Annotated in this window: 20 protein-coding genes, 1 tRNA gene and 3 pseudogenes; 8 read left to right on the plus strand and 16 right to left on the minus strand. The window is 68.6% G+C overall.

Annotated features, from left to right (window positions below; all coding sequences use genetic code 11):
* Positions 1 to 9: 9 nt before the first annotated feature.
* Together OG410_RS40760 and OG410_RS40765 are read right to left on the minus strand one after the other, a co-directional pair.
* Positions 10 to 762 carry a hypothetical protein gene (locus OG410_RS40760; RefSeq protein WP_329303784.1) on the minus strand — a complete coding sequence of 251 codons (753 nt, stop codon included), beginning with the start codon at positions 760 to 762 and terminating at the stop codon, positions 10 to 12.
* An 843-nt stretch (positions 763 to 1,605) separates the two neighbouring features.
* Complete coding sequence (locus OG410_RS40765) at positions 1,606 to 1,821, minus strand: hypothetical protein (RefSeq protein ID WP_329303785.1); 216 nt, start codon at positions 1,819 to 1,821, stop codon at positions 1,606 to 1,608.
* Between the two features lie 147 nt (positions 1,822 to 1,968).
* Here OG410_RS40765 and OG410_RS40770 point away from each other — a divergent pair.
* Positions 1,969 to 2,202: pseudogene (locus tag OG410_RS40770) on the plus strand (IS5 family transposase); the annotation flags it as partial.
* A 535-nt stretch (positions 2,203 to 2,737) separates the two neighbouring features.
* Here the strand turns inward: OG410_RS40770 and OG410_RS40775 are convergent.
* Complete coding sequence (locus OG410_RS40775; protein WP_329303786.1) at positions 2,738 to 3,028, minus strand: hypothetical protein; 291 nt, start codon at positions 3,026 to 3,028, stop codon at positions 2,738 to 2,740.
* Positions 3,029 to 3,448: 420 nt separating this feature from the next.
* Positions 3,449 to 3,522: transfer RNA gene (locus tag OG410_RS40780), tRNA-Met, on the minus strand.
* Between the two features lie 1,012 nt (positions 3,523 to 4,534).
* Here OG410_RS40780 and OG410_RS40790 point away from each other — a divergent pair.
* Positions 4,535 to 4,717 (plus strand): annotated as a pseudogene (locus OG410_RS40790) (thioredoxin family protein); the annotation flags it as partial.
* Between the two features lie 463 nt (positions 4,718 to 5,180).
* Here OG410_RS40790 and OG410_RS40795 read toward each other — a convergent pair.
* The 4 genes from OG410_RS40795 to OG410_RS40810 form a co-directional block, all read right to left on the minus strand.
* On the minus strand, positions 5,181 to 5,432 hold the full coding sequence (locus OG410_RS40795; RefSeq protein WP_329303787.1) for a hypothetical protein: 252 nt from the start codon (positions 5,430 to 5,432) through the stop codon (positions 5,181 to 5,183).
* Positions 5,429 to 5,686, minus strand: coding sequence for a hypothetical protein (locus tag OG410_RS40800; RefSeq protein ID WP_329303788.1), 258 nt, complete (start codon positions 5,684 to 5,686; stop codon positions 5,429 to 5,431). Before OG410_RS40800 ends, OG410_RS40795 begins: the two co-directional genes overlap by 4 nt.
* A 128-nt stretch (positions 5,687 to 5,814) precedes the next feature.
* A complete protein-coding gene (locus OG410_RS40805) occupies positions 5,815 to 6,036 on the minus strand; it encodes a hypothetical protein (RefSeq protein WP_329303789.1) in 222 nt (73 codons plus the stop codon).
* A gap of 42 nt (positions 6,037 to 6,078) precedes the next feature.
* The gene (locus tag OG410_RS40810; RefSeq protein ID WP_329303790.1) at positions 6,079 to 6,399 is read right to left on the minus strand and encodes a hypothetical protein; all 321 of its coding nucleotides are present in this window, start codon (positions 6,397 to 6,399) and stop codon (positions 6,079 to 6,081) included.
* Between the two features lie 21 nt (positions 6,400 to 6,420).
* Between OG410_RS40810 and OG410_RS40815 the strand changes: the two are divergent.
* Positions 6,421 to 6,495: pseudogene (locus OG410_RS40815) on the plus strand (DUF5302 domain-containing protein); the annotation flags it as partial.
* Positions 6,496 to 6,528: 33 nt separating this feature from the next.
* On the opposite strand, the gene OG410_RS40820 reads toward OG410_RS40815, so the two are convergent.
* From OG410_RS40820 to OG410_RS40845, 6 genes are all read right to left on the minus strand, one after another.
* On the minus strand, positions 6,529 to 6,870 hold the full coding sequence (locus OG410_RS40820; protein ID WP_329303791.1) for a DUF6207 family protein: 342 nt from the start codon (positions 6,868 to 6,870) through the stop codon (positions 6,529 to 6,531).
* A gap of 259 nt (positions 6,871 to 7,129) precedes the next feature.
* A complete protein-coding gene (locus tag OG410_RS40825; protein ID WP_329303792.1) occupies positions 7,130 to 8,092 on the minus strand; it encodes a TerC family protein in 963 nt (320 codons plus the stop codon).
* 315 nt (positions 8,093 to 8,407) lie between these two features.
* Entirely contained in the window at positions 8,408 to 8,917 is a 510-nt protein-coding gene (locus OG410_RS40830; RefSeq protein ID WP_329303793.1) for a hypothetical protein, read from the minus strand.
* A 67-nt stretch (positions 8,918 to 8,984) separates the two neighbouring features.
* A complete protein-coding gene (locus OG410_RS40835) occupies positions 8,985 to 9,254 on the minus strand; it encodes a hypothetical protein (RefSeq protein ID WP_329303794.1) in 270 nt (89 codons plus the stop codon).
* A 191-nt stretch (positions 9,255 to 9,445) separates the two neighbouring features.
* Positions 9,446 to 9,655, minus strand: a complete 210-nt coding sequence (locus OG410_RS40840; protein ID WP_329303795.1) for a hypothetical protein — start codon at positions 9,653 to 9,655, stop codon at positions 9,446 to 9,448.
* A gap of 168 nt (positions 9,656 to 9,823) precedes the next feature.
* A complete protein-coding gene (locus tag OG410_RS40845; RefSeq protein ID WP_329303796.1) occupies positions 9,824 to 10,111 on the minus strand; it encodes a hypothetical protein in 288 nt (95 codons plus the stop codon).
* A 330-nt stretch (positions 10,112 to 10,441) separates the two neighbouring features.
* Between OG410_RS40845 and OG410_RS40850 the strand changes: the two genes are divergently transcribed.
* Positions 10,442 to 10,975, plus strand: a complete 534-nt coding sequence (locus tag OG410_RS40850; protein WP_329303797.1) for a 2'-5' RNA ligase family protein — start codon at positions 10,442 to 10,444, stop codon at positions 10,973 to 10,975.
* Positions 10,976 to 11,102: 127 nt separating this feature from the next.
* Here the strand turns inward: OG410_RS40850 and OG410_RS40855 are convergent, their stop codons facing one another.
* Complete coding sequence (locus OG410_RS40855) at positions 11,103 to 12,455, minus strand: MFS transporter (protein ID WP_329303798.1); 1,353 nt, start codon at positions 12,453 to 12,455, stop codon at positions 11,103 to 11,105.
* A gap of 1,065 nt (positions 12,456 to 13,520) precedes the next feature.
* Here OG410_RS40855 and OG410_RS40860 point away from each other — a divergent pair.
* Positions 13,521 to 13,784 (plus strand): hypothetical protein, encoded by a 264-nt coding sequence (locus OG410_RS40860; protein ID WP_329303799.1) that lies wholly within the window; start codon positions 13,521 to 13,523, stop codon positions 13,782 to 13,784.
* 174 nt (positions 13,785 to 13,958) lie between these two features.
* On the opposite strand, the gene OG410_RS40865 is transcribed toward OG410_RS40860, so the two are convergent.
* Positions 13,959 to 14,846: an SMI1/KNR4 family protein gene (locus OG410_RS40865; RefSeq protein WP_329303800.1), complete on the minus strand. Its 888-nt coding sequence runs from the start codon at positions 14,844 to 14,846 to the stop codon at positions 13,959 to 13,961.
* Positions 14,847 to 15,138: 292 nt separating this feature from the next.
* Between OG410_RS40865 and OG410_RS40870 the strand changes: the two genes are divergently transcribed.
* The 3 genes from OG410_RS40870 to OG410_RS40880 all read left to right on the plus strand — a co-directional run bounded on the left by OG410_RS40870 (position 15,139) and on the right by OG410_RS40880 (position 16,861).
* Entirely contained in the window at positions 15,139 to 15,588 is a 450-nt protein-coding gene (locus tag OG410_RS40870; protein WP_329303801.1) for an SRPBCC domain-containing protein, read from the plus strand.
* Positions 15,585 to 15,929 (plus strand): ArsR/SmtB family transcription factor, encoded by a 345-nt coding sequence (locus OG410_RS40875; protein WP_329303802.1) that lies wholly within the window; start codon positions 15,585 to 15,587, stop codon positions 15,927 to 15,929. The genes OG410_RS40870 and OG410_RS40875 overlap by 4 nt, the downstream gene beginning before the upstream one ends.
* Before the next feature lie 119 nt (positions 15,930 to 16,048).
* Entirely contained in the window at positions 16,049 to 16,861 is an 813-nt protein-coding gene (locus OG410_RS40880) for an SDR family NAD(P)-dependent oxidoreductase (RefSeq protein ID WP_326790556.1), read from the plus strand.
* Positions 16,862 to 16,866 lie beyond the last annotated feature (5 nt).

Raw genomic sequence — 16,866 nt, forward strand, 5'->3', positions numbered from 1 at the left:
TTCTGGTGTTCAGGACGGTACGGCCGCGGGCCAGGGTGTGCCCGTCTCCGCGTCCCAGCGGCGGACGGTGGCGCCGTCCGCCGAGTACAGCACCGCACGGCTGTCCACCCGTGCAGACGCGACATCGCGCACGATGCGGCGGTGACCGAAGAGCGGGGGACCGACCGGTTCGCCGGTCTCCGTGTCGAGGCGGTGCACCTGGCGGTAGCCGGCGACCGCCAGGCAGGGCCGGCCGCCCAGATCGTAGACGCAGAAGCCGTTCAGGTCGCCGATTCTGATCGGGGAGCCGATCTCCACGCCTGTCTCGGCGTCGAACCGATACAGCGTCCCGTTCGCGAAACCGTCGACGAAGGCCAACCGCGGACGGCCCTCGGTCACGTAGCGGACCGGAGGCATCCGGGTCGGCCTGAAGAGCGGGTCCACGGGCCGACCTGTGGCGAGCGCGATGCGGATCAGGTTTCGCTCGCCCTCGGGCGTCCGGCGCGCCACCATCAGGTGGTCGTCGTCGACGCCCAGCACTGCCGAGTTGTCGGTCAGCCTTATCGGTTGCCCGGACAGTACGCCGGTCCCAGCGTCGTACCTCAGGACCACGCCGTCGGCGTATCCGACGAAGCATTCGCCGCCGTGCGCGGCCACCGTCAACGCCCGCCATGCCGACGGCCGCAGGCGCAGACCGGGCCGGACCAGCCGGATCGCACGCCAGTCGCCGCCGGCCGGACGCCACAGCCGAGGGTGACGGCCGCCGGCATCCACGGTGAGCACGCCGGGGCCATCGCGATCCACGAAGGGACGCGCCCACATCTCGTTCTTCGGGAACGGGATGCTTGAGTCCGAGGTGGAGCCGGCAAACGGCCAGGCATCTTCCGGCCCTGGACAGCCGAATGTGTGGATCGGCTCGCCATCGTGCGGTGAACGGAAGACCAGGCCCGATTTCTCTCGACGTGATCAGCATGCCGCCGGCCACGGTGAGCCGGCCGGTCGGGCTGTGCAGCAAGGGCCGGGCCACGCCGCGCCACCGTGGCTCGTAGGCGCCGCCGAGCAGCACCCCCGCATCCACACCGGCCAGCAGGTTTCGCCCGTGGTCACCGCCCGCGCGGCCCAGTCGGCTCGCCTCGGCCAGCGCGGGCCGCGCCGCGTCCAGTTCCGCACGCAGTGCGTCGACCATCGCGTCCAGCTCGTCACCGGTCATGGTCGGCCGGTCCAGCGCCGCGTCTGTGATGGTCTCGATCAGGTCCAGTGCCTCCTGGCTCCCGTAGCCGGACGGCTGTGCCGCGATCCGGGCCAGGAAGCGCAGCGTGGGCGCTGCGGCCGGGCGGAATCCTTCAGGTTTGGCACTTACGGTCGCGTACCAGTAGTCGTAGTCGTTGTCCTCCAGGACGCCATAGATCCGGTCTCCGCTCCCGTCCTCCGCGGCCAGCGACCGTAGCGCCGAGACCAGCTCCGCCGCGTCGTTCGGGTCCAGCAGCTCGTCCCACGGGACTTCGTCGAGACCGTCGAGCGGGCGATCCCAGCGCGGCTCCATGTGCGATGACCGAGCCTTCCAGCGGACGAGAGGAAGGTGGCGGGGCCGCGGCCCCGCCACCGGTTGTTACTCAGCAGCGATTATCAGAACAGATCGGCGATGAAGCCACCGGGTTTTGGGGCCGCCCAGTTGCCGACCGCCCCAAGAACTACCGTGCCGACCAAACCGCCGACCGCGGCACCGACCGCGCCGAGCGCGGCACCGCCGACCAGGCCGCCGACTGCCTCCGCCGCCACGCGCACACGTTGCGCCGGTGGTGCGGTGACGACGTCGTACACGTCGAAACCGATCGCGGCCACGGTGCCGATCGGACGGGTGAGTGAGCGGGAGGGCCGTGAGGCGGAGCCGACGGCCGGGATCATCGATGCGCAGTCGGTGAAGGCCGCGACCTCACCCTCGTCTGGGCCGACGGCGGTTACACCGGCGGCCTCGTCGACTGGTGCCGCCAGACACTCGCTCTCACCCTTCAGGTCGTCAAGCGCACCGACGACATGAAGGGGTTCGTGGTGCTGCCCAGGCGCCGGGTGGCGGAGCGCTCGTTCGCATGGCTGATGCATTCGCGTCGTCTGGCCCGGGACCACGAGACGTTGCCGGCCAGCAGTGAGGCCATGATCCGGTGGTCGATGGTCACGCGGACGAGTCGGCGCCTGGCACGGCCACGGGCCGACGGCCGGCGCTGAACATCCCCGACGTCTCCTGCACGAGCCCCCCGGGCTCCGCCAGCCGCCTGGCTTTCGAGCGCACCCCTCGACCATCGCCGACGTCGTCTGAAGGCCCAGCTCCACCGTGATCTCCCTGGCCTTCAGCGGTCCCTGGTCCGCCGGCTGCCGCTCGTCGAGCACGCCCAGGTTCCGCTGGCAGTCCGGTGCCGGCACCGTCACCAGCAATCCTTCGTGCCACGTCGGCACGATCGAACCCGGCATCGGCACCGGCACCGGAACGGTTTCTGCTCTGTCTCGGTCCCGCTCACAGCGGTGGTCTCGGCAGCCGAGGCTGCCAGGGCCTCGACCAGCTCTTCCCGTGCGATCGCCCGCTGGTCCAGCTCGATCTCGGCGGCCTCCAACACCCGAGCCAACCGGGCGACTTCCTCCCGCAGCCCCTCCACCCGCACACGGGCCGCTGTGTTCCGGGGCAGCCTGAGGCACGGTGCGTGAGGGCGATCCCGTGGGCCGCTGCGGTGGCCGGCTGCAGTGGCCCACGTTCCGGGCTCGGCCGTCAGTGGCCTGTCAGGTCGTTCACCGTCTTTCCTGCGGCCTGCGCGGCATGGTCGATGACGTTTCCGTTCGAGCAGTTGTTGGTGTGGTCGGCGATGTAGTCGCCCAGTACGGGTACGACCGCGACTTCCTGCAGGCACACCGCAGCTGCGGTGAAGTTCCAGTTGTTGGCAGCGTTCACACCGCCGCCGAAGTTGCTGTCGTTGTCGGCGAAGGTGGGGGAGGCTCCCGCCGCAGCGGTGGCGGCCACAGCCGCGGCTACCAAGACCCCGCGCGTGATCATCTTTCTCATGTCCGGGCCAACGACTGTCTGCCGGACAAGGCACGCCCCGTACTCCGCTCGGCGCAGCTCCGACCGTCCCGACGGCGCGATCATCGCGACCACCGCCCCGCACCGATGGTCCAGTAGTGAACCAGTTCGCTTACTGGACCCCAGCCTCTGACACAAGCCGGGCTTCGATGAGGTCATCGGACGACCTTGTTGACCGCGCCTGCATACCCGCCATGTCGGATGAGTCTGGCCCCGTACCATCGAAATGGTGATGTGGGCTCACACGCATACGTGCCGCTCGGTGCCGTACTCCGCGCGGCGCTTCGTGCCCATGGCGTAGTTCCGCCTGCCGTTCCGCCTGCCGTGCGGTGCGACGCCGCGGGTCCCGGGGCTGGACACGCTTGAGGGGCCAGCACATCGTGCCGGCCCCTCAAGCATCAGTAGCGGGGACAGGATTTGAACCTGCGACCTCTGGGTTATGAGCCCAGCGAGCTACCGAGCTGCTCCACCCCGCGTCGTTAGCTCCACTCTACGTCAACTCTGCCGATACCAAGACCATGATCGACAGCCTGCCCCGAGGGCGCCGGCGAACACGGCTGTGGCCGCATCGGATGACGGGTTCCGCTGCGGAGGCGAACCGCTTCGGCCGCGAGACGGCATCGTGTACGGCCCGGCCCGGCCCGGCCCGAACCCCGAACCCCGGACGATGGCCGCGGGCCGCGAGGGATGGTGCGGGGGTGACGGTGACGGGCTGGTCGGGGCAGCTGTTGAGGGCCTCGGCGAGTGCGGCATATTCGGTGGGGTCGATGGCCAGGCCCACCTGATCTGTCGGCGACCCCGTCGGCTGCGTACTGGCAGCGGTAGCACTGGGCGGGCGGCTGCCAGGTGCTGGGGTCCTGGTCGGCCTTGCTGGAGTTGCCGGTTGCGGAGACCGTAATGAGGGCGCGGTCGTCGCCCAGGTCGTTGGCGTAGGCCTCGCGTTCTTTGGCGGTCCAGGCGGAGGCGCCGCTGTCCCAGGCTTCGGCGAGGTGGTCGATGTCGAGGGTGCGCGCGTCGGTGAAGTACTTGTCGTCGTAGGGGCTGTACCACTCTCCGCCGGTGAGCGCACAGCCCGGGCCCTGCTGCAGGTCACCGACCGGTTCCATCTGTGGCAGGGCTTCCGCCGAGCCGTGGAGACCTGCGTCGCGGCCCATCGCGACTGCCTGCGCAACCCTTCGCCAACGGCGTGTTGCTGGCCCCCCAGAGGGGCTTCGGGTCGATCGCAGGAGGACTCGAAGCCCGTAGGTCGGCGGGCCGAGCGCAAGAAGGCAGCACATGCTCTGGTCCACGAGCTGCTTGCCCAGGGCCACTCGCGCCGGGCGATCGCCCAGCACCTGGGCTGGGGTCTCAACACCGTGCTCCGGTACGCGAACGCCGCACGCTGGCAGGACACTATCCGCGGAAACCGGCCCCGTCCCAGAAGGCTGGACCCCTACAAGTCCTAATTCCTTCGGCGCCGTCACGGTAGCCTCCACCGGACTCAGCCTTGGCATCGCCGACGACTACACGGGCCGCCTGACGGCCGTCCGCACCGGCATCACACGTTGTCCGGCCGCAACCGAGCGATACGGGATCACCGGAGCCCCGTCCTGCGTCTTGCTGAAGGAGGGAGAGGCGGTGGCGCACGACACGGGGCCTATGACCATCGCCGAGGTACGGAAGTTCCTGGATGTCACCTCTGAGCGGCCGCTGCGGCACGTGGCCGCGACGCCCGTCACGTCTCGTCTATGGGAGCTGCGCCGCCTGAGACAAGCTCCGTCAAAGATGACCGGCGGCAGGTCCCGGGCCGCAGCAGCGATCTCCGGAAAGCCGGTATTCAGGAGCGTGCCTTGCCGGGACCGGATCTCCACGGCGCCCGACGGATTCCGGCTGACGATTGCCCGGAACCCGTCCCATTTCGCCTCGTATGCATATGCGCCGGTGGGGAGGTCTTCAACGGCCTTGGCCAGCCCTGTTTCAGGCAGTCGCCATTCCGTGGGCTCAGCGCTACTACGGCGGCCCTGCCATTCAACCGTCCCAGAGCGGGACTGGACCTGTTCGGCATGCGAGCGAGCGCGCCCCGACAGAGTCATCGCCCCAGAGGACGGTTCCAGGGATCAGGGCAGGGAGGGCCCTGATTGGTGATGGCGGGGGGTCAGACCGTGATGGCGAAGACCCACAAGTGCGGGTCGGGGCCGGGGATGATCACGTAGTGGACGATGGCGGTGCGGGTCGTGATGACGCGTACCGCCTCATCCATGTCGTCGTACTTGTCGGCCTGAGGCCACGACCACGGGTCTGCGCACGCGCGGAGCACCGCGTCATGGAGTTCTTCCTTGGCCGGGACGGGCAGGTTCTTGATGGTCTCGCCGACGTGTCCGGCGAACCGGGCGGGGACGGCCGTCACGCGCCGAAGATCTCATCCATGCTCACGGAGCCGTCTTCGGACTTTCCGCTGGCCTTCCACTTCCGGTATGCGACCGCGGCGTGCATGCGGGCGCGGGCGTCCCGCAGATCTTCGGGTCCATCTGCAGCAGCCTGGTCGGCTTCGAGGACGTCAGCGACGTAGTCCTGGACGGACATGCCGCGGCGCTGCGCGGACGCGCGTACCTTGTCGGCCAGCTCCTGTTCGATGCGGGTGTTGAGCTGCGTGAGTGCCATACCAGCAATGTTAGCGACTTGCTAGCAGCTGGTGAAGAGGGCCGGTAGGTGACGCGCGGCTGTGACCGGGGAACCGCGCCACGTCCCCTTCTTGAGGCGAATCATCCGGACCCGAGACGCCTCCCGCGTTATGCGGCCGCGAGGTGGAGGAGTTCCGGGACGCCCGGCACGCTGGGGTAGAGGCGGAAGCGGGGGAGGAGCGCTTCGACGAGGCTGGTGCAGCGGGGCGCGCCGATGCGGCGGGCCAGGAGCAGGGACTGGGTGGCGGCGGCCGCGGCGGGCTCGGGTTCCTTCTGGTCGAGGTGGCTGGCGGCTTGGTAGGCAAGATCACTCAGAAGGCCGGCCCCCATGTCGTGGTCGCCTGCGGCGTGAGCGTTGTGAAGCCCGGCGACTCAGTACTGGCTGGCGGGTGTGTGCTGGCCCAGGTCGAAGCGGTGCCAGGCCACGGTCTGGGACAGCGAAGCGGCCAACGTGTGCAGACGCCTGCCGGTGGCGGGGGAGTAGCGGCCGTGCTCGATCAGTTCGGTCACGGTCGCCAGGTAGGCGTCGAGGAGCAGAACGGTGTGCCGGCGCTGCTCGGTGGCGAGGCCGGCGAGGGGCTGGGTGGTGTTCTCCAGCAAGGTCAGGAAGTCGTCGTCGACGGGCTTGCCGTCACGGGCCTGGGCGAGCGCGCCGGTGGGGCCAAGTGCCGAGTCCGCAGCCAGTGCTGACACGCCGCCCTCACTGCGAGCACCAACACGTCGAAGGTCCACGGCACGCACGGCCCGGCCGCGAGTCAGCGGTCGTTCCGTCGAAAGAGCGGTGGCTGAGTCGTAACGGCCTCAAGACGGGACTCGGCAGCGTCAGGCGATTTCTGGCGCTGGCCGATTGAGCCGTGACCAACGACGACATCGAGCGGTCCGCCCTGGGCAACGACGTTGAACCGGCCGACTCGGCCGAGACACCCGACTGAACGACGAGCCAGACGAGTCGGTCTGCGGCAACATCCGCGGCGTAGCGGCACCATCCGCCACCCGAAACGTACCTGCCGGGGATCGACGGCAGTCCCTCTGACAGCCTGCGGGCCTCCGGCGGCGAGCAGCTGCTGGGAAGGCGGGCGCTGTGTCGTCGGCGGCCGCGACGTCGGCGACGCCCAGGCCCGGCCAGCCTACGTGCGTCTCGTTGACCGGGTCCATGTACGGCATTACGCCCGGGCGTCCCGGGAGGGTCCGAGGAGAACGGCATCGAGCTCGCGGGACGTCGAAGCCGGACCTTCGGCCTCGCACTCATCGGCCGCCCATGCTGCATCGGACCGAAGCAGCGCATGACACGAAACCGGCAGGGGAAGGCAGAACACCTCCCTGCGGAATGCGTTTCCGCTGTCGGCCGGGGGTGCCGTCGAGGTCGAGCAGGGCGAGGGGCCGGTGGGCGGCCGACGCCCGGCCGGTACAGGGCGCGGGCCCATCAGGGCCTGCCGTCGGCTCGATCCTCCTTCTTCGAGGCCCGCAGGCTGGTGAAGGTCGTCACCGCGAGCACCAGGAAGATGAAGGCGAGCGAGAAGGGGATGCCGATCACGGGGACCGGTACCCCGGACTCGTGCAGAGCGTGCAGCACCAGTTTGACGCCGATGAAGCCGAGGATGATCGCCAGCCCGTACGTGAGGTGGACGAGCCTCTTGAGCAGGCCGCCGATGAGGAAGTACAGCTGGCGCAGGCCCATCAGGGCGAACGCGTTGGCTGTGAAGACGATGTACGGCTCCTCGGTCAGTCCGTAGATGGCCGGGATGGAGTCCAGCGCGAACAGCAGGTCCGTGGAGCCGATCGCCAGCATGACCACCAGCATCGGGGTCATCACGCGTCTGCCGTTCTGCCGGACCCACAGCTTGGTGCCGTGGTAGCGGTCGGCCACCCCGAAGTGCCGTTCGACGGCCTTGAGCAGCTTGCTCTCCTCGTACTCCTCGACGTCGTGGCCCGTACGGGCGTCCTGGAGCAGCTTCCACGCGGTCCAGATCAGGAACGCCCCGAAGACGTAGAAGACCCAGGAGAACGTCGAGATCATCGCGGCGCCGAGCGCGATGAAGATCGCGCGCAGGACCAGTGCCACGAGCACACCGACCATCAGGACGCGCTGCTGGTACTGGGAGGGCACGGCGAATTTCGCCATGATCAGGACGAACACGAAGAGGTTGTCGACGCTGAGGGACTTCTCCGTGATGTATCCGGCGAAGAATTCCCCCGCAGGACCGGTCCCCGAGAAGACCAGCAGCCCGAGGCCGAACACCGTGGCCAGGGTGACCCAGACCAGGCTCCAGATGCCGGCTTCCTTGAAGGAGACGTCGTGGGGTTTGCGTCCGATGAAGAAGTCCGCGCCGATGAGAAGGCACAGGGCCGCGATGGTCAGCGCCCACACGTCAAAGGAGACGTCCATGGTTCCTCCGGGCCCGGTCACAGGAGTCAGGGGCCCCGGAGAACGGGACCACTGTGCGCAACCTAGACCGAGGACCGGGAGCGACACGCGCACCGCACCGAGTGGGCCGGTCCGGACCTCGGCCGGACGGGAATCCTGAGGCGCTCCACGCGCGGCACGGGCCTTCCACAACAGGGCCTTCCACAACAGGGACGGGCACCTCGACGTTCCTCAACGGCACATCGAGGAGATCGCCGGCGAACACGTGCGCTTGGGCCAGTCGCTCAGCAACCCGCGCCGACGCCGGGCGCGCCCGGGCCAGGAGAGGCCAGCTTTTCAGAGGATGCCACGCAGGTCGACGACTGGCTGGTCCGCCAGCAGGTAGGTGCGGTAGCGGCCCTCAGCGAACATCTCCCGCAGATACATGCCGGGAAAGTCCAGGACATCGCGCCGGTCGGCCAGTGCTATCCGGACTTGATAGCGGCTGTCGCCGTCGAGGACGAGCACGTCGCAGCCGTGCGGCTCCGGTGCCTCGATGCCGATCAGGGTAATGCGGTCTTCGGCCATCTGATCGACCCATGCGGCCAGGTCGTCGAGCAGCCACGCCATGTTCATCCAGGCCGGCGCGTTGGCTCCGGGCTGCCAGTCGTACGTGCGGCGTGCCTCGCGTCCGGTTCCGGGCGGCTCGCCTTCGAAGTAGACAGGCGGCTCTGATGGGCCGCTGACTTCGGTGAATTCGATGGCGCGGGACCGGAGCGTGAGCTTGGTGACGCGAAATCGGTCAAGGCCGAGGTCAAAGGCGACCTCTGCTGCATGGGTGAGGAATTCGCTGTCCTGATCGGCCACGAACGTGTCTTCCTGGGCGTCGGAGAGCCGCCCCCGACCGGCGGGGGCGGCAGTGCAGATCGAAGTCCTACCGGAGTCGGTTGCAGGACCCGACGTAGCGGTACCGGTCTTCAGTGGCGGAGACGGGGATGGTCCAGGCGAGGGGACTGTAGGAGGCGGCCAGTCTTTCACTGCCGGAGGCGGTCAGTGCGGCTGCCGGCGCTGTGGCGGACACGGAGTTCGCCAGCGGCTGGTAGGAGCTCAGGTACGTCTCGGTGCCGTCGACAGTGTCGCCCTCGTCTGCCGGAGCACTGCCGTCCACGGGCGTGTTCTCGTCCTCGAGGTCAGCCTCGTCCACGATCTCGTCCGATGGAGCCTGAGAATTGTCGGGAGCGTCCTCCTCCGGGACGGTCTCCTCCTCGGAAGTGGCAAGGGAGTGGTTCTCCCTGGCCGGCGTCGTACTGACCCAGTTCGGCCCGGGTCGGCACAGTGGAGACGGGCGTGCCACGAACCGCCGGAATCGGAGAGCTCGTCCTGGCTACCCGTCCTTCACGCTCGCTGTTGTTCGGGCACGTCAGGTGGGCCGAGCACGATCGTCCACCGGTGGGCGAGCACCGCGTTCTCCTCGGGTGTGAGCAGCTCGGGGGCTCCGAGTGCCAGCGCGGCTGCGTACGCCGCATCGAAGGCCCGCAGCCAGGCCGGATCGCTGAGGACCTCAACCCCATCTCCCTCATCCCGACCGAACAACTGCGGGCCCACGCGGTGAGCGGCCTCCGCGATTACCTCGTTGAGCGTCGTCAGAGCGCATCCGACCGGTGAACCAGTGTGATGGTCCCGCGGCCAACGAGCCCACAGCGTTCATGTCAGAGGCCCGTCGCCTTCGACTGACAGCGCGGCAAGAGCATCGACCTGAGCGCCGGTCAGCGTTCACGTCTGGGTGATCACCCATTCCACGACGTCCCCGTGAGGTCCGGCGACCAGCCATGCGGGCACCTGCTCTGTGACTGTGAAGCCCCGGCAGCGCACCCATCTGTGGACCGGCAGCGGCCGCATCGGCTCGAGATCGGCGACGCGCCACAGGCTGGACGGCCACAGCAGGACATCGGTGGCGATCTGGTTCACCAACAGCCCCTGGTCGCCGACCGACTGCCGGTTCGTCCGTCGCCCGGTACGGCGCTCACGAGCAGCGAGCACCTTGTCGGGAGCGAAGGACACGCGCCCCCAGGCACAGGCTCCGGCTCGCCGTAAAAGTCTTCGGCGTCGTACAAGGCGAAGAAGGACACGCGGTCACAGTACGCACTCCAACGCAGCGGCCGCCGGGACGGTGCGGGGGTGAGTGGGAATGCGGTTCGTTCGGTGTAGTCGAGCAGGTTGTAGGTCTCTGCGGGGGTGTCGTTTCCGTACGAGTCGATTCGTCGTCGCGCTTCCCGTGTCTCCGCACTGTGGTCGACTTCCCGGGTCTGGCGGTGCGACCGCGCTGCGCTCCTGATTGGCAGCCGGCCAGTGGACCGCGGAGACCGCAGGTTGCGCCGCTAAGCTGCTTCGGTGCGCACGGTTGAGGTCTTGTTGGATGAGGCGGCAGATCTCGCGGTCCGGGCGGCTTGGCGGCGGCTCGCGGATGCGGGTCTGCCCAGTCAGGCGCGCCATCGCTCACCGACCAACAGCCCGCACGTCACGCTGGCTTCCTGTCCCGAGCTGACCGCTCCGATCCGCTGGGAGCTCGGCGAGGTGGCCGCCGCGCTGCCCCTGCACGTGCGGGTTTCCGGTGTGGTCCGTTTCGAGCGGCCCACCTCGGTGCTGGCCTGGGCCCTTGATCTCGATTCCGCCTTGGCCGGCTTGCACGGCCGGGTGTGGGACGCGGTGACCTCGGACAGCCCACCCGAGACCCTCAACCCCCTCCACGACCCCACGCGCTGGAGCCCGCACATCACCCTCGGCCGTTCCCCGCGGGCGGGCGTGTTCGCCGACCGGCGGATCCCCGCTCTGCTGCCGGCGCCGCCGTTGTCGGTCCGGCTCACCACTCTGCGCAGTTACGACACCGAGACGGGTGCTGTGGAGGTGTTGGAGTCCCGTTCCTGAGGCGGCTGTGCCCCTCGATGATCGGTGTGCGCCGATGGGGTGGCCCGAGCCGACGTTGCCGGTGGATGACCGGGCGGGAGGCGTCTGTTCGCGCGGACAGGGCGGCGTGACCATTGAGCAGGACGATCTACGGGCCGGGAACGTTGTGTTCGGATTTCGGGGGTACGCATCGCCATGCGAGGCCGGCGGCGGTCAGGTAGGCGAGTGCGCCGATGGCCATGCTGACGCGGATTCCCTGGCCGTAGGTGGTGGCGGTGGCGAGGAGGGTGCCGCCGAGGGCGAGGCCTGTGGCGCTGCCCACCTGGCGGGCGGTGTTGAAGAGGGCGGAAGCCGTCCCTGAGTAGGCCGGTGGTGCGGCGCCCATGACGGTGGAGGTTGTGCCGGTGAGTGCGAAGGAGGTGCCGAATCCCGCTGCCATCATGGGGAGGATGAGCAGGGGGTAGGCGGGTTCGGCTCCTGCTGCGGTCCAGCTCGCCAGGCCCGCGGAGGCCAGGAGCATCCCGGTGATCACCAGGGGCCGGTCTCCGGTGCGGCGAGCGAGGCGGGCCGACACGACGGAGGCGAACATAGTCATGGCAACCGCGGGGAGCAGCGCCACCCCGGTTTCGAGCGCGCTGAAGCCGCGCTGGTGCTGGAAGTACAGGCTGGCGGTGAACACCATGGCGTAGAAGCCGAAGTTGAACAGCAGGCCGATGGCGGTGCCGCCGCCCAGTGCGCGGGAACACAGCAGGTCCAGCGGGACGGCGGGAGATCGCGCGAGCCGTTCGCGAACGACGAAGGCGGCGGCTGCCAGGACGGACAGGCTTGCCGCGGCGAGGACGGCCGGTGCGGTCCAGCCGCGTCGTCCGGCCTCGTTGAGTGCGGTCGTCAGGAAGGCCACGGCGGTCACCACCGCACACTGCGCGGGCCAGTCGATGGCGCGGGAGAGCAGTCGGGGGGAATTCTCCACGTGGCGCAGCGTCAGCACCAGGCAGACGATGCCGACCGGCAGATTGATCAGGAACACCCATCGCCAGCCCACTGTGGAGACGAGTAGTCCGCCCAGCAGCGGACCGGCCGAGGCCGCGATGCCGGCCATGGATCCCCACAGGCCGAAGGCTCTCGAACGAGCCGCCGGAGCGTGATACGCCTGCCGGAGCAGCGCCAGCGACCCGGGCACGATCAACGCCGCGCCCAGTCCCTCCACCAGACGGGCCGTGGTAAGGAATGGAGCATTGGGAGCGAGAGCGCAGGCGGCGGAGGACAGCGTGAACACGGCCACGCCCGTGCAGAAGATCCGGCGGTTTCCCCATCGGTCACCCATTGCGCCGCCCAGCAGCAGAAAGCCGGCGAACACCAGGGTGTATCCGTCGGTGATCCACTGGATGCCCGTCACGGAAGCCGACATCTCCCGGCCGATCACCGGCGCCGCGACGCTGACGACGGTGACGTCGAGGATCACCATGAAGTACCCGGCGCATACAGCGAGCAGCGGGGCCAAGGACTGCTCCTTGTTGTGCCTGCCGGGTCGGCCGGGGGAGACGGAGGCTCCATCATCGACCGGTTCTGCGAACGCCATACGCTCGGCCCCATCCTGTACAGAATTGGATGAAGGCCACAATAATTTGGAGACCATGACATATCCCGTTCCATGCGTGTGGCGCACGGTGTTGATGGGGCGTAGGGAAGCGACGCGGCCCAGGGGCCAGGGCAGTGAATTGATCTTTAATGGCGTGTCCTTGGCATCCCCGGATCGAGGCGCCAGGCATTGGGGTCCCTGGGGAGGGAGCAGCGCCCCCGCTACCCCCCGACTCCCGTGCCGGCGCCACGCGCCCTTGATCGAAGCGTTTGTGCAGGTCAGCCCCGGCACCCGGAATTCCGGGTGCCGGGGCCGACAGAGGCCAGGGATCACGCCGGTTCATGGTCTTTCGGCTGAGGGAAGGCCGGTTGTACCCGTCGTCGGCCCGCGGGGCTGACCGGCCCGCTCACCGTGAGCCGGATCTGTCCCGCCCTGCAGAACGGCACCCCAACTCCCGCCCCGCTTCTGGGGTTTCCCGGACGGCCCTGCTGAGATCGCCCCTGTCCGAGTGGCCCTTCGCCTCGTCGAGGAGCCTTCGATGTCCCAGCGCCCGTCCGTGATCCGCGCCTCCGCCCGCCCCGGCAGCTCCACCCGTCCCGGCGAGGACCTCGCCGCGCGCCCGTAACGGCGCCGAATGCCGGCACGACATACACCGCCTGGACTCCGGGCGGGTGTCGCCATCTCCGGGCCACAACAGCACCGCCCCGTTGCGTCGTTCGCCCCCCGGGTGCAGGGCATCACACTCCGCGCCGCGGCCTACGGGACGGGCCGCCGCTTGCGCTCGGGGGACCGCCCGGCGGTGCGTCGACGACACCGTGGCGCTTATGTGACTATTTACGCTCAATGAGAAATTAATTTGCATTCCTTAAGAGTCCGGTGTTCTGTGCCGATTTGGCCCAGCCCGAGAGTGAGGATCAGTGCGTGCCCGGCCGAACGGTCCGGGCGGTGCCGGGGCGTCAACTCCGATACGTACGGAAAGGTCTGAACATGATCAACGGGTTGAAGAGGGCCGCGGCCCTGGGAGCGGTGACAGTGGCCCTGGCCGCGGGCGCGGTCGTCGGAACGGTCGGAACCGCGTCGGCCGCCCCGCGGGACCACCACCGGCCGTCGGCGGCGCCGCACCACTGCGTGAAGGTGGCGGGCCACTGGGCACGGCAGTGGCACCCGGCCTACCGGGACCGGCACCACCACTGGCACCCCGGCCACTGGACCCGCGTCTGGGTCCCCGCCCACAAGGAGTGCCGCCGCTGACCCCGTAGCCGACACCGGCATCCGCCCCTGGAAGCGGATGCGATCCAAACCGGAACCGGCCCCGACGCGTCCTTCGAAGGCACGCCGGGGCCGGTTCCGTCAGGTCGCAGCCGCACTTCGGGCGGGCCACGCATGTGTTGTGTTCCTCTGTCCCTCACGGGCTCGGCTCGCCCGCTACTCCTTGTCCTCGTCCGTGGCCGCGTCCCAGGACGGCAGGGTCGTTCCGGTCACCGTCGTTATCCGAAGCACCTCACATCCCATGAGCCGGACAGCGGCGACGAGACGCCGGCGAACCTGTTTGCTGTCCTCGGGTGGGAAGTCGATTCGGATCTGGTGAGGCCGGGACGCGTCGTAGGTCAGCAGCCAGTCGGCATCGACCATCGCGAAGTGGTCTTGTCTCGCCTCGTCGTGCTCGGAGTGCCACGAGCCCCGGTCCGTGGTGGGAGCCAGCGTCTCGCGCAGGATCCGTAGCCGATCGGGGTGGGACAAGGGGCCTTCGGACAGCCGCAGGCACCGGTGGGTCCGGGTACGGAAGGCGTTGAACCACGGCGCCAGGTTCGGCTCCATGCTTCCGGGCAAGCCGGAGCTCACGCGCCCGCCGACCCAGCTCTCGAGAAACTCGGCCGCGCCCATCCGATGGGTCTCGTACCAGCCCTCGCTGCTCCACACCACCACAGGCCACTGCTCCGGAACCCCGTCGGTGAGCCAGCACAGTCGGTCGGCGTCCATGGTGGTGCCCCAGATCAGCAGCCCACCCGGAGCGGGGTGCAGTGGATATGGGTAGCGCTCAGGGTCCCCTTCCGGAGATCCCGTGGGGTGGGGAATCTGCCACTGGATGCCGTTGTGCTTGTTGGTTCCGAACGGAGTCCGGAGGTAGAGGAAATCGCAGAACTCGCCCCAGCCGTAGGCTTCGACAAGTCGCTTGTAGTCTTCCGGCAGCCGGGTCCCGATCACGGTCTCGGCGGTGATCCAGTCCCCGTGGGCGTCCACGGGCGCGGCCGGCGGCGGCACGAGCCGGACCAACCGGTCGCAGTTCGCCGCGTTGGGCTTCGCATCGGCCATGGCGGGAGCATAGGCATCCCCCGGCGATGAGATCGAAGAGATTCCAGGCCGGCGGTGGAGCGTTCGCCCGGATCTGTTCGCGGCAGTCCGTCCGGAGTGGTGAGGGAGAGCGAACGGGCGTGTTCTGACCCTTGCGGCTCATCGGCTGCGCCGCTGCACATCGAACTCTGCCGACGCCTGGTCAGCGCTCCATTGCGCCGACCTCGCGGTCCTTGCGCAATGAAAGGTTGCGCATCCCTAGTGCGAGGGCTAGGGTGATACGCAACCGATGGTTGCTTATTGGAGGTACGTGGTGGAGTTCGGAAAGTTGGAACGCGAGATCCGGATCGATGCCGCACCGGAGATCGTGTTCGATGTCGTGAGTCGTCCCGAGCACATCAAGATGTGGTGGTCCGACGACGCGTCGTTCGATCCCGCGCCGGGCGCGGTCGGCGAACTGGTCTGGGGCGACCGCGCCGCGGTGGAGCGGATCGTCGTCGTCGACGTGGATCCGCCGCGCAAGTTCGCCTTCCGCTGGGTCGCCGAAGATGGGCAACTGCCCGCTGCCGACAACTCCCTCCTGGTCACCATCGAGCTCGAGCCCTCCGGTGACGGCACGATTCTGCGCCTCACCGAGAGCGGCTGGCGAGAGAAGGGGTGGGAAGCCGCCGTGCTCGAGGAAGCCTTCCACGACCACGAGCGCGGTTGGGACATGTTCCTGCCCAAGCTGCAGGGCTACGCCCCTTCCGTGGTGGCGCAATGACCGCCGCCGTCGACGACGAACTCTGGTCGGCGATAGGCGACCCGATCAGGCGCCGCCTGCTCGACCTGTTGCTCGCGGAAGGAGTCGGTACGCCGACCAGCCTGAGCGATCGTCTCCCGATCACGCGCCAAGCGGTCACCAAGCACCTGGGCGTCCTCGATCGCGCCGGCCTCGTACACGCGACACCGATGGGCCGCGAGCGGCGCTACGAAGTCGACGAGGCGCAGCTCGCCCGTGCGGTCCGCCAACTGAATGAGGTCGGCAGGGCGTGGGATGCGCGATTGAACCGCATCAAGCGCATCGCGGAACAGATCCAGCGACAGAAGCACGACCGAGACTGACCGTCCGGCCCCGGAAGAGAGCTCTGGCCCACCCCTTTGATCAAGGTCGGCGCCCCTGGCTGCGTCGCGCGCAATGAACCCATCATCTGTGAATGAACCCATCACCTTTGGAGGACACAATGAGTGGATTGCTGCTTGCTGACAAGAACGCTGTGATCTACGGAGGCGGGGGCGCGATCGGCGGCGCAATCGCACGGGTATTCGCCCGGGAAGGTGCAAGGGTCTTCATCGCCGGGCGGACACAGGAGAAGCTCGACGCCGTGGCGCGCGACATCGCCGCCACCGGCGGGAAGGTCGAGACCGCGCAAGTCGACGTCTTCGACCAACAGGCCGTCGAAAAGCACGCCGAAGACGTCGCGGCGACGGCCGGCAGCATCGACGTCGCACTCAGCGCCGTGAGTGTCATGCACGACCAGGGGACTTCGCTGGCGGATCTCTCGCTCGAGGAGTTCATGCGGCCCATCGACGGCTTCCTGCAGACGCTGTTCATCACAAGCAAGGCTGTGGCGCGCCACATGGGCCGCGAGCGTCCTGGCGTCATCCTGACGTTGTCCGAGCCGGGTTCCAAACTGGCTGTGGGCGGCATCCTGGGACACAGCGTGAGCGCGGCCGGCAAGGAGGCCTTCTCGCGGGTTCTGGCCGCGGAGCTGGCACCCGACAACATCCGGGTGGTCTGCATCCGTCCACACGCTGTCGTCGATGCACCGGCAGCGGGTTCGTACACCAAGGACCTCTTCCAGCAGATGGCGGCAGCGGGCGGGCAGTCGGTCCAGGAGATGCTCGAAGGCGGGGGGATGGTGCAAGGGACGCTTCTGAAGAGGCTTCCTACGCTGTCGGAAATCGCAGAGACAGCCGCGTTCCTGGCGTCGGATCGAGCGGGAGCCATGACCGGCACCGTCGCCAATCTCTCCGCCGGCGCGCTGGTCGACTGAGCCCG

Source organism: Streptomyces sp. NBC_00659, from assembly GCF_036226925.1.
Lineage (GTDB): Bacteria > Actinomycetota > Actinomycetes > Streptomycetales > Streptomycetaceae > Streptomyces.

What these genes read in the sequence shown, in the direction of transcription:
- OG410_RS40775 (WP_329303786.1), bottom strand. Translation starts at nt 3,028, where the DNA reads ATGAGAAAGATGATCACGCGCGGGGTCTTGGTAGCCGCGGCTGTGGCC.
- OG410_RS40800 (WP_329303788.1), bottom strand. Translation starts at nt 5,686, where the DNA reads ATGGCACTCACGCAGCTCAACACCCGCATCGAACAGGAGCTGGCCGAC.
- OG410_RS40805 (WP_329303789.1), bottom strand. Translation starts at nt 6,036, where the DNA reads ATGGGGGCCGGCCTTCTGAGTGATCTTGCCTACCAAGCCGCCAGCCAC.
- OG410_RS40820 (WP_329303791.1), bottom strand. Translation starts at nt 6,870, where the DNA reads ATGCCGTACATGGACCCGGTCAACGAGACGCACGTAGGCTGGCCGGGC.
- OG410_RS40825 (WP_329303792.1), bottom strand. Translation starts at nt 8,092, where the DNA reads ATGGACGTCTCCTTTGACGTGTGGGCGCTGACCATCGCGGCCCTGTGC.
- OG410_RS40860 (WP_329303799.1), top strand. Translation starts at nt 13,521, where the DNA reads ATGATCAACGGGTTGAAGAGGGCCGCGGCCCTGGGAGCGGTGACAGTG.
- OG410_RS40865 (WP_329303800.1), bottom strand. Translation starts at nt 14,846, where the DNA reads ATGGCCGATGCGAAGCCCAACGCGGCGAACTGCGACCGGTTGGTCCGG.
- OG410_RS40875 (WP_329303802.1), top strand. Translation starts at nt 15,585, where the DNA reads ATGACCGCCGCCGTCGACGACGAACTCTGGTCGGCGATAGGCGACCCG.
- OG410_RS40880 (WP_326790556.1), top strand. Translation starts at nt 16,049, where the DNA reads ATGAGTGGATTGCTGCTTGCTGACAAGAACGCTGTGATCTACGGAGGC.